Raw genomic sequence first — 12,096 nt, 5'->3', positions numbered from 1 at the left:
TTTAATGCAGAACCAGGACAAGCGATCGCATTAGTTGGAGCTACTGGCGCAGGAAAAACTACTATAATTAGCCTACTCTCCCGCTTCTATGATGTGTCAGGCGGTGCTATAAAAATTGACGATATAGAAGATATCCGAAAAGTTACACAAGCAAGCCTACGTTGTCAAATTGGCGTTGTCTCACAAGACACCATGATTTTTAGCTATAGCGTTGCCGAAAATATTGCCTTTGGCAATCCCCAAGCAACAACAGCAGAAATTGAAGCGGCGGCAAAGATTGCAAATATTCATAACTTTATCTTGACCTTACCCCAAAGCTATGAAACGCAATTAGGAGAACGGGGGATAAATCTCAGCAAAGGACAACAACAGTTAATCAGCATCGCCCGCGCAGTTTTGGTAAACCCGCGCATCTTGATTTTGGAAGAAGCAACTAGTAACATTGATGGCCAAACAGAGAACTTAGTTCAACAAGCGATCGCTAATTTACTTCAAGGTCGCACCAGCTTTATCATCGCTCACCGTCTGGCTACCGTCACTAACGCAGACAAGGTATTAGTCATTGAGCAAGGACAAATCATCGAACAAGGTATACATACACAATTGATGGAGCAAAAAGGAGTATATGCAAACCTTTATTCTCTACAACTAGTAAATAATATCAAAACCAGTGTGAAAATAGGTTCTAGGAATTAGTATTTCAGTCAAGCTAGTTTCTAGATTTTGTACCAAACACTTAAGTGCTTAGAAAATAAGGACTAAAGCCCTTAAACATCTCATTTTTTCTCCAACTCTGTGTTCTCTGTGCCTCTGTGGTTCGTTCCTTCACCCTTTAAACTAAACTTCGCCCTCATCTCCCCAATCCGCCTTGGTGTTCACAATGAAAACCTTTATGCTCCCAAGCTTGCATATCTACATCGGCAAGCTTGGTCACATTTGAGCATTCCGGTTGAATAATTTGACTTAAAATTGCCCACAATAGGCTACGCGTTAAATCTAATCCAGTTTTGCCCCAAGATTCACTATTGCCAGGAATACCCGACTCCTCAACAATTTCAGGCTCTACCCAAATACCATGAGCGCCCAAGAGAATCTGTGCCATCCATTTAGCTCTGGGTAAGTGACTTGGCGAAGTAATCAACATGACTTTATGCACTCCCCAACGCCGGAGAATTGGAATACCATAATAAAAATTTTCAAAGGTAGAATTCGCACACTTTTCTAACCAAACGTTTTGTAACTCTACTAATTCCGGCTGAAAAATTAACCATATACAGGGGTCTGGGGAACCATGAGAAATTAAAATTGGGGTTTGCGGGTATTGTTTTGCCAGTTGGGCCACATAAGTTTCTCGACGAATACTGCCACCAAGCACTAAGAACGCATCTATTGGCTGTGAAGAAGCAAAAACTAAGGTTATAGTAGTAAAAATCAGCCAAGTGCCTAAGACAAAGTACAATACACCAGTTAGTTTTTGTAACAATTGCCACAGATTAGCAAATTTTTTTTTAATAGAAATTAACGATTTGATGGTAAATTTACGTTTCATGACTTCGGTAAGAAAACCTGATTTAATAGCTGTCTAATAAGGCTGCAATTAAGCGATCAAAGTGCTATCTTATAAAAGTAATGAATCAGTACAAACATGACGCTAATCAAAGTGTCACATCTTCAGTATAGCCTTCCGGAGACGGCTAACAAACTGAGAAATGGTTGTTAATAATGCAGTATCTTCGGCATCATTACAACGATAAAAATGATGAAGAAAGCATAGCTTAGTTTGGGGTATAAAAACTTAAAAATTTCTGGAAAGCCTGATTGCTAAACTGTCAACAACACAATTATTCCAGTTAATATACATGAACCAATCTGCGAAAAGTTACTCACCGCTCCAAGTAGCCTTGATTGGTGGAGCGATCGCTACGACTGCTACGATGTCTGTATTCGGCTCCGCTTGGACTCGTGGTGTCCGTGCCGCCTTAGCTCTACAAGACAGCCCAAAAACGATAGTTGACCAAGTTTGGCAACTGGTAAATCATGAGTATGTTGATGGCAAATTTAATCAACAAGATTGGCAAGCAACTAGACAAAGCCTGTTGAGCAAAGACTATTCTTCTCGGGAAGAAGCTTATGCTGCCATCCGCGAAGCTTTACAAAAGTTGGGAGATCCTTACACTCGATTCATGGACCCCAAACAGTTTGAAGCCTTGACTAGTCAAACATCTGGGGAAGTCTCTGGTATTGGCGTTCGGATGGAAGTAAACGAAAAAACTCAGCGCCTCACTGTTGTCGAAGCCATAGAAAATTCTCCAGCACTGAAAGCTGGGATCAAAGCAGGCGATGAAATTTTGGCAATTGACGGCAAATCCACTCTCAAAATGAAAGTGGATGACGCTTCCAAGTTAATTCGTGGCAAAGCAGGTACTCCCATCAAACTCCGACTGGGACGAGCAGGGCAAAATGCCTTTGAATTGAAACTGACAAGAGCAAGTATTGAAGTACCAACAGTACGTTATACCCTCAGACAAGAAGGAAATCGCCGCGTTGGTTATATCCGTTTGCGGGAATTTAGCGCCCACGCCGCAGATCAAATGCAACGAGCCATTCGCGATTTGAACACTAAGAAAGTTGATTCTTATGTTTTAGATTTGCGGGGAAATCCTGGCGGGTTGTTACAAGCGAGTATTGAAATTGCTCGGATGTGGTATAATGACGGCGGAATTGTCAAAACAGTAGACCGTGTGGGCGGTACTGAAGAAACTAAAGCTAATCGCACTGCTCTAACAAATCGTCCCTTGGCAGTATTAGTGGATGGTAATTCAGCTAGTGCTAGTGAAATTCTCACAGGGGCACTCAAGGATAATAAGCGGGCAGTAGTCGTAGGTGGTCAAACCTTTGGTAAAGCGCTAGTGCAGTCAGTTCATGAACTTGCAGATGGTTCCGGCTTGGCTGTCACCATTGCCCATTACTACACTCCGGCGGGAACAGATATTAACCATAAAGGGATTGCCCCAGATGTCAAGCTAGACTTGACAGAGGCACAAGAGCGGCAGTTAGCTTCTAATCCAGATTTAATCGGAACTAAGAGCGATCCGCAATATGCCCGAGCGATCGCCATTTTATCAAATAACAACTTCGCCCAGCCGCCAGCAAATCAGCCCACTCGACCCATGAGCCGCGCCGATAACCTGAAATTTTAGATTGATGTAAATGATTTCTTCATAGGTGTTTATATAGTAGTATTCCCAAATCCAGATTTTTGGAGTTACGAAAACTGCTTAATATACCGTTCTAGGATTTCGGTTTGGGAATACTAGTTAGTAATCCCATCTCTCAAATCTCAGATTTATGAATCATCAGCCAGTTGATGCAACCACCGCCACCAGCCCTTTACCAATGGTATCGGTGGTTGTTCCTATTTATAACGGTGAGGCGGATTTACCAGAGTTAATCAATTGTCTGTTATCTCAAACTTACCCAAAAGACCGGTTAGAGTACTTATTGGTAGACAATAACAGTAGCGATCGCACTCTCACCATCCTCAAAACATCTGCCGTAAACTGCCCAATTACAATTCGCCCCTTGAGCGAAAACCAAATTCAAAGCTCTTATGCTGCTCGTAATACCGGGATTCGTGCTGCTGTGAGCGAAATTATAGTTTTTACCGATGCAGATTGTCGCCCACAACCTCAATGGTTAGATGCATTAATTCAGCCTTTTGTCAATAAGGAAGTAGTAATTGTCGCTGGTGAAATTTTGCCGCTACCAGGTACAACTCTACTAGAACAACACGCAGACCGTGAAGAAACTTTGTCGCAAAAGCATACCCTTAACCATGCCTTTCGTCCTTATGGACAAACCGCTAATTTGGCGATTCGACGCATTGCCTTAGAAAAAGCGGGTTTATTTCGTCCTTATCTTACCACTGGTGGCGATGCCGATATTTGCTGGCGGATTTTGGGGGAAAACATCGGGCGTTTGGAATTTGCCCCAAATGCGATCGTTCAGCACCGCCACCGCGCCACACTTAAGGAACTGCAAAGCCAATGGCGGCGCTATGGACGCTCAAATCGCTATCTGCACGAACTACACGGCGTAGATTTGATGCGAGAAATTACACTTAAAGAATGTGGCTATCGTTTGGCACGTTGGTTATTGAAGGAAGTACCACGAGATATTAAAAAGGCGTTGACGCAGCCCGGCGCAGGCATCGTGAGTCAAGCCACCCTTGTAAATTTATTAAATACTCCCATTGGTTTGTTCACAGCGAGGGCACGTACTGCTGGGCAACAAGACTCCAAATTACCAGAAAATGCCAAGATAATTGATCGTCTGTAAAAATACTAGGGAGTTTGCCAGGATAACTGCAATTCCTTCCATATCAACATTTCATATAGGAACCTGCTCTGATTTTTGTTCGCGCAGCGGGTGTAGCCATACTTACTTGGCTTAACAGAAAACGAGAAAGAAGGCTCATTGATTTGTACCTAGCTTCGCAAAAATCATCAATATAATATAAGATTGTTGGCAAATTTAGAGGGAGTCTAAACCATCAGATCCAATCCATCTTAATTTCTTTCATTTCTGTGCGTTTCAACCCACTTGAGCTACTAACTTGTAATTGATTGCAGCGCCGGAAAACATCGCAAAATCAAGGCATTGCGGATGGGATGTTTCACTGATAAACAAATGCTCCTCTCAGCCCAATTGCATTGGTTGAACCCTAGAAATTCACTAAGTTATCCAACGACTGAATCTATCTTAAGAAGTATATTAAAAAACACAGAAAGCAAATATGCTATTATGGATAAACTATTACCTGTAATAAATTGCATTTAAAAGCATGTTTAAAAAGTTTCAAAAAATATAATTTTGTAGTTCTGATTTGGCTTGACTGCAACAAAAAATCAAGATTTTACCTAGAACTGAGATACCTTTCTGTGCTAACTGTGGCAGCAAAAGACCTTTTTAAAACATCCTCTAATGAGCAATATGAACGTGGATGTATTTAGCCAACAGATAGAAAAATTGCACTCACAGATACAGAAACTATTGCAATGCGATACAACTAAGCCAAACTCAGAACAGGAGATCATAACAGAGGCTTTCGAGGAACTTAACACCGCAATAGAAGAATTATTGACAGCCTCTGAAGAATTAAAGGTAACACGAGCGGAAGTAGAGAAAGAGCGCCAGCGTTACCAAGATTTATTTGAGTTCGCCCCAGATGCTTACTTGGTAACTAATATCGTAGGAACAATCCAAGAGGCTAACCATGCAGCAGCAACCTTACTGGGTGTCAACCAAAAGTATCTAGTAGGTAAACCATTAATTCTATTTATTGCTCAACAAGACCGTCAGTTCTTTTGCTCTCAGATGAACAATTTTCAAGAGCTACTGAATTGGGAACTTAACCTACAACCACGGGGTGGAAAGCCTTTCCCCGCAATGATTAAAGCATCTGCTGCGTACAAATTACAAGGGAAGCAGGTTGGCTGGCGTTGGCTGTTGTGCAACATCAGTGAACGCAAAAAAACTGAAGAAATGTTGCATCAAGCTTACGATGAGTTAGAAATACGAGTAGCAGAACGGACAGCGGAACTGGTAAAAGCAAATCAAAAATTGCTAACTGAAATTACAGAGCGGAAACGAGCCGAGTCACAACTGCTGCACCTGGCGTTTTACGATATACTGACAGGTCTGGCAAACCGCGCTGCATTTATGAACCGCCTAAGCCATGCAATAAATTATTCAAAACGGCATTCAAATTATTTATTTGCTGTGCTATTTATCGACCTAGATCGATTTAAAGTGATCAATGACAGTCTTGGACACCTAAATGGAGATCAATTACTGCTTGCTACTGCAAGTAGGCTACAAGTATGTGTACGTTCTATAGATACAGCCGCACGCCTTGGAGGAGATGAATTTACAATTCTGCTTGAGGGAATCCAAGATGTGTCAGATGTCATCACTGTAGCTGAACGGATTCAACAAGAACTAGCATTACCGTTTGAGCTTGAAGGACAAGAAGTGTTCATAACAGCAAGTATTGGTATTGCCTTGAGTTCGACACTAGATTATAAACATCCAGAAGAAGTATTGAGGGATGCAGATACAGCAATGTACCAAGCTAAGGTGCAAGGTAGAGCGCGTTATAAACTATTCAACTCAGATATGTATGCTAATGCTCTGGCGAAATTGCAGTTAGAAACCGATTTACGTCGAGCAATTGAGCGCCTAGAGTTTCGAGTTTATTATCAACCGATTGTTTCGCTCACTAAAGGCTCTATTTTGGGTTTTGAGGCTCTGTTGCGCTGGCAGCATCCAGAGCGTGGTTTGCTTAATCCAGCAGATTTTATTTCCCTAGCAGAAGAAACTGGACTAATTTTCTCCATTGGCAAATGGGTGTTGCATGAAGCTTGCCGCCAAATGCAAGCTTGGCGGATGTGCCATGATTCCAACTTGCTAGAAAAAATAAGTGTCAATCTCTCACTCAAGCAATTTTCCCAGCCAGATTTGATTGAGCAGATTGGGCAAATTTTACACTCAACTGGTCTTGATGCTGACACGCTAACACTAGAAATTACTGAAAGCGTAATTGTGGCAAATGGCGACAAGGTAACTGCTACATTTTTACAACTTCGAGAGATGGGTATTAAGTTATCAATTGATGACTTTGGTACAGGGTACTCCTCATTAAGTCGTCTTTATAACTTTCCAATTAGTGTGTTGAAGATTGACCGTTCTTTCATCAGCTTGATGAGCGCAAATAAAAAGAATTTAGAAATTATTGAAATAATTGCCACATTAGCGCACAAGTTGGGTGTGGATGTTCTAGCCGAAGGAGTAGAGACAAAAGAGCAACTAGCATTTCTAAGAAAGTTGAAATGTGAATATGGTCAGGGACATTTTTTCTCAGTTCCATTAAATAGTTCAGAAGCAGAAGCATTAATAATGGCAAATCCTCTGTGGTAAAGGTTATTTAAAAGAATGTTTGGTTCTTTGAGCGACTTCTGCTACACTCCAAAAAATTGCCTGCATAATAAATAATTAAACCTGCTTATATTTACTTTATAAATAGGCTCTGACTCCCACGATCTGAATCTTCTTGCTGTTTTAGATAAATTGCAGAAAACTGCACACTTTTCAAAATTTCAGTTTTTTCTGCTGATTTCTGGTAATTTAAACAATAAAAGCTAAATAAACATTTTATCTATGTGGAAAAATATGAAAGCTAAAAGTAAATATCTTAAAATATTATTCTCTGCGCGTTGGTGGATGCAGATGTTGCTGAAGGTTGGAAATCTCTGCAAGAGGCTAATTTATTTCTCTACTCAGCAACACCAAAAACCAAATCTGCATCATAGATTTATTAAAGTATTATTTTTGACAACTTTACTAACATATCTTTTATTTGGACAAGTCGTATCTGCACAAACTCCAAATGTGACCGCATTAGTTGAACAAGGAATTAAAGACTATAATACCGGAAATTTTCACAATGCGGTAAAACACTGGGAAGATGCATTAATTAAGTATAAAAATAATCCAGCAGCTACGGCGGTTGTAAATGAAAATTTGACGCGTGCTTACCAACAACTAGGAGAAAATAAAGCAGCGATCGCATCCTTATCAGCAGCAATTCGTGACTATGGTGCTGTAGCAAATATCCAGCAAGTGGGACGTATGAAGTCAGAACTAGCCCAAGTTTACAGCAATTTGGGACAACCTCGCAAAGCGATCGCACTTTTATGTGGTCAACTAGCCGATAAAAGTCAAAAAATAGAATGCACTCCAGACAGTGCTACACAAATTGCCACCAAATACAACGACAAAAGTGGTCAAGTTGCAGCTTTGGGCATTCTCGGTGAAGCATATCGCTTAATCGGCAATTATGACCAAGCAATTAAATATTTGCACGTAGCACAACAAGTTTATCCAGCTTATGACTTTTTGGTGTTAAATAGTTTGGGTAATGCTTACAAAAGTCGCGCTCAATTGCGAGAGTTACAAGCAGATTCGGCAAATAAAGCTGGTATTTATAGTAAAGAAAATGAATTTACTCAAAAGTCTATAGAAGACTATAAGCAAGCTCATCAATATTTTCAGAAAAGTACAAAACTTGCTAGCGACCAAAAACAAACTTTAGCAGAGATGCGAGGATTGCTAAATTTAATTCAGTTGGGTTCCCAGACAAATAAGAACAAAGTTATTAACGATCGGGAGTTTAACCAAAGCGTTAACGATGCTTTGAAGGTTCTTGAACTCTTACCCGATTCAGCGACAAAAGTCTATGGGGCAATTGATTTAGCATACTTGCAATCAGATGCTAAGGAGTTATGTAAAAATAAATTGAACAATTAACTGACTACTTTGGGTTTGATAATATAGTTCCACTCACCATGAAAAGAATTTCGTTCGATTGCGATAGTATCAAGCTCTTGGTCTGTAACCTTGATTCCCGTTTTGTAGAGATTTGGATCTAATCTAGCTTCAACTTCTAATCCTTGTGTGGTGGTAGTATTGCGAATTAGATTAATCACAACTTGCAAGCTAGTTAATGGTCTGCCTCGCCAGTTTTGGGTAATGTGACAAAACAAGCGATGCTCAATCTTATTCCATTTACTTGTGCCTGGAGGAAAATGACACACATGAATAGTTTTACCAGTATCAGTTGCTAATTCTTGTAACTTCAATTTCCACAATCGTGAGCGATAACTATTGCTACCACCGCAATCAGCCGTAATCATTATATGCTCACTGCTGGGATAAACTTGTTTACCCATTGAGTACCACCAATGACGAATAGACTCGACTGCAAACTCTGCGGTATCGTGGTCAATGCCAACATTTACCCATCTTTGATTTGAGGTTAAGTCATAAATTCCGTAGGGAATTGCCTTGCCCAACTTGGGGTCAACAAAATCATGCATTTTCACCTCAATTGGCTGTTCCTTTTCACACCACTCGGTTCCAGAATTTTTAAAATCTCCAATTAATTCTTTTTTTTTGTATCAACTGAAATTACGGGTTCGTTCTGGGATTGAAAGTGCAAGACTTGGTTGGAAATATGTAAAAACTGATCATCTCTATCTGGATGAGATGAGCCATCACGGGTTTTACGATTTGATTGTAAGCTGTAGCCAAGCGATTCAAGTAAGTTATAAACACTTTTAGGACTAGTCCTATGTCCCCCAATGTTTAATGCCGCAGCCAGTTTCACAACACTTTTAGAAGTCCATTTTAGAGGAGATTCTGGGTCTCCCAGTGTCACTGGTTCAATCAGCGATTCTAAATCTGATAGCAGCATTGCGTCTTTTTCTTCAAGTAGTTTACGTCCAGCACCTGACGAACGAATTCGATTACTATCATCATTCGAGGTTTTTTCCCCCGAAGCGTCTAACAATAACCGTATCCCAGCATGGATTGTAGTCCGGGATAGTCCAGTTGCGAGCGCAACCTGACTCACGCCTCCCCAGCCCAGGCTTCGGGCTTCAATTGCTGCCCAAATACGCCGTGTTTTCTCATTCAAATAAGGCGATAACGAATCGTACTTGTCTTGAATGCTTTCTACTACCTGCTTATCAGACATATAAGCCTTTAATTCGGTTACATTCTGATCATCTTACCATTCAGCAAATTGTTCAAGTTATTTTTACATGATGCCTAAAGGAACTTCACCTTTTACTTACTGTCCAAATAAATTTATTTTACCCAATGCAGATGTATTAAGCTTGCTACAAAAGTCAGTATCAGCAAGTCAAAATTTACAAGATAATCGTCTACTTTCTTATTCTAACGGTGCTTTGGGTCATTTCTGGGAGTGCCAATCAGAGCAAGAAACAGAAGCATTAAAATATACCCAAACTGCAATAGTAGCAGCAGATAATAAGTTGAGTGCCAAAGATAGCTTGTATTTGTGGGAGTGGCAAGCGGGACGAATTTTAGATCGACAGAATCGAAAAGAAGAAGCGATCGCATCCTATCAACGAGCATTTGATACCCTCGAAGATATCCGCAGCGATATTTTAACCGCCGAACGAGATGTACAGTTTGATTTCCGCGATGTTGTGCGACCATTGTATCGGACATTGGCACAGTCGCGGCTCGATTTGCTAGGAGTTGGTGCAATCGCCGATGAACGACGCGCCAAGGAATTATCAGAAGTAGTTAAAACCATAGATGCTTTGAAACTAGCAGAATTACAGAATTATTTTGGTAATGATTGCATTTTAAGTTCCTTGAATCCCAAACAGGTGGGAGAACTTCTCAAGGATAATAGTGTAGCCTTTAAGAATACTGGGTTTTTGAGTTCCATAATTTTAGATGGCAAAACTGGGATGTTATTGCAATTACCCAATCAGACCACTAAATTTAAGTGGATTGAAGACCTCAATCAAGAAAGTATAAGTAAAATAGTTAGCAGCAACATCCTACAGCAAAAAATTGCCGAGTTTCGCACAGGATTAGTTAAAGGACAAGAAGAATTTAACTACGATACAACAACGGCGGCACAGCTTTATGATTGGATAATTCGCCCCTTTGCTGAAGATATCAAGCCGGAGAAAGTCAAAACCCTGGTGTTTATTCAGGATGGATTTTTGCGTAGCGTTCCAATGGCAGCACTTTACGACAGCCAACAACAGAAATATTTAGTCGAAACTTATGCAATTGCCACAACCCCCAGTTTACGACTTACCACACCTAAAGCCCGCGATCGCAGTACACAAAAAGCATTAATTTTGGGTTTAACTGAAAAATCCACAATTGACGGGAAGACTTTTGATCAACTTTTTGCTGTTCCCAATGAAGTTAGCGCAGTTGAAAGTATATTTCCTAATCATACCGACCTCATTGATGAAAACTTTTCCCCTGAAAATTTTGAGAAAACACTTGACAAAAACACATATCCTATTGTTCACATAGCTAGCCACGCCCAATTTGGGATCATTCCTGAAGACACTTTTATTGTCACAGGCAAAAACCAAAAACTTACCATCAGTCAATTAGAAAACTCACTGCGAAACCTCACCAGCAAATCGGATAGCGTCGAATTACTCACATTGACTGCATGTGAAACCGCAGTTGGCGACGATCGGGCCACACTAGGATTAGCTGGAGTTGCATTGCAAGTTGGGGTTAAAAGTGCGATCGCATCTTTGTGGAGTGTCACAGATGACTCAACATCGGAACTAGTCAAAGCATTTTACACCAATTATCGCAATACTGACATGAGTATTGCGGAGGCATTGCAAAAAGCCCAAATTAGAATGATTCATGCTAGAAAATTACCGCCATCTGAAGGGATAAATCCCAGCTATGATAATCCTGTATATTGGGCACCAATGATTGCGATCGGTAATTGGCTTTGAAAGCCCAAATCACCAACTCCTTTGAGGATAAAATTGGCGAATAGAGGATGCACTGCAACGATTCTAGGTTGATAGCCGAATACTCAGAAAGTGACTGACAAAAGAAGCGTAAATAAAATGAATACAGCGATCGCAAATTTAGGAGAACCACATTTATAGAATCATCTCAAACTCTAATTGATGACTCTTAAAAAAATCATGAGTGAAATGATCCACCACATTTGTATCAGCTAATTCCAAATTATAAAAATCCACAGTTTCATGGTCAAAATGGGGGCCAGCGTGCCAAGTACCCTCATGTAGCTTGATAAAACAATTCCCCGGAATGCGAAAAGCAGCAATCTCTTCTAATACTGGTTCATTCACCTCATTATGTGGAGGACAAACAGTAATTAACCAATCCTTGCCTTCCAAAGAACCCAGACATTGAGTGCATTGTACATGGCGAGTAATTTTGTGAAACTTTCGCCCTCTCTTCTCCAACCGCATGATATAAAATCGTGGAATCCCGTTTTGCAGGTTTAACTGGGCATCTTCCACATCGTAACCTTTGCCATCAAGACTAGCAAAAATTACTTGTCCATAACGCCGAAAGTTTTCAGAACTCACCCATTGCGCTTGCAATTGTTGCACTGTCTTTGATGTGCCCATATCAAATCTTTGATAGAGATTGCTTAGGTTTATTTTCCCCCAAAATGACCAAATTTTATTGCTCTAAATT

Annotated in this window: 8 protein-coding genes and 1 pseudogene; 6 read left to right on the top strand and 3 right to left on the bottom strand. The window is 40.5% G+C overall.

The window, feature by feature from the left end; translation table 11 throughout:
* Positions 1-3: 3 nt before the first annotated feature.
* Positions 4-696, top strand: a pseudogene (locus NPUN_RS07655) (ABC transporter ATP-binding protein); the annotation flags it as partial.
* Positions 697-850: 154 nt separating this feature from the next.
* On the opposite strand, the gene NPUN_RS07650 reads toward NPUN_RS07655, so the two are convergent.
* Positions 851-1,549 (bottom strand): YdcF family protein, encoded by a 699-nt coding sequence (locus NPUN_RS07650; RefSeq protein ID WP_012408218.1) that lies wholly within the window; start codon positions 1,547-1,549, stop codon positions 851-853.
* Positions 1,550-1,859: 310 nt separating this feature from the next.
* Between NPUN_RS07650 and ctpB the strand changes: the two genes are divergently transcribed.
* From ctpB to NPUN_RS07630, 4 genes are all read left to right on the top strand, one after another.
* Positions 1,860-3,200 (top strand): carboxyl-terminal processing protease CtpB, encoded by a 1,341-nt coding sequence (ctpB, locus tag NPUN_RS07645; protein WP_012408217.1) that lies wholly within the window; start codon positions 1,860-1,862, stop codon positions 3,198-3,200.
* 148 nt (positions 3,201-3,348) lie between these two features.
* Entirely contained in the window at positions 3,349-4,338 is a 990-nt protein-coding gene (locus tag NPUN_RS07640; RefSeq protein WP_012408216.1) for a glycosyltransferase family 2 protein, read from the top strand.
* A 645-nt stretch (positions 4,339-4,983) separates the two neighbouring features.
* A complete protein-coding gene (locus NPUN_RS07635) occupies positions 4,984-6,978 on the top strand; it encodes a sensor domain-containing protein (RefSeq protein WP_012408215.1) in 1,995 nt (664 codons plus the stop codon).
* A gap of 411 nt (positions 6,979-7,389) precedes the next feature.
* Positions 7,390-8,367: a tetratricopeptide repeat protein gene (locus tag NPUN_RS07630; protein WP_193372255.1), complete on the top strand. Its 978-nt coding sequence runs from the start codon at positions 7,390-7,392 to the stop codon at positions 8,365-8,367.
* Here NPUN_RS07630 and NPUN_RS07625 read toward each other — a convergent pair.
* Positions 8,364-9,595 (bottom strand): ISAzo13-like element ISNpu10 family transposase gene (locus NPUN_RS07625; protein ID WP_086000590.1). Its coding sequence is split into 2 segments (ribosomal slippage): positions 8,364-9,016 and positions 9,016-9,595, totalling 1,233 coding nucleotides; the frame shifts between segments, so codons are not numbered across the junction. The genes NPUN_RS07630 and NPUN_RS07625 overlap by 4 nt on opposite strands.
* 67 nt (positions 9,596-9,662) lie before the next feature.
* Here NPUN_RS07625 and NPUN_RS07620 point away from each other — a divergent pair.
* Positions 9,663-11,375 carry a CHAT domain-containing protein gene (locus NPUN_RS07620; RefSeq protein ID WP_083782339.1) on the top strand — a complete coding sequence of 571 codons (1,713 nt, stop codon included), beginning with the start codon at positions 9,663-9,665 and terminating at the stop codon, positions 11,373-11,375.
* 153 nt (positions 11,376-11,528) lie between these two features.
* On the opposite strand, the gene NPUN_RS07615 is transcribed toward NPUN_RS07620, so the two are convergent.
* A complete protein-coding gene (locus tag NPUN_RS07615) occupies positions 11,529-12,026 on the bottom strand; it encodes an ureidoglycolate lyase (protein WP_012408213.1) in 498 nt (165 codons plus the stop codon).
* Positions 12,027-12,096: the final 70 nt, after the last annotated feature.

This window comes from Nostoc punctiforme PCC 73102 (genome assembly GCF_000020025.1).
Classification (GTDB): domain Bacteria; phylum Cyanobacteriota; class Cyanobacteriia; order Cyanobacteriales; family Nostocaceae; genus Nostoc; species Nostoc punctiforme.
Note: the sequence above shows the minus strand (reverse complement) of the source record. Positions and strands in the feature narration are given on the sequence as shown.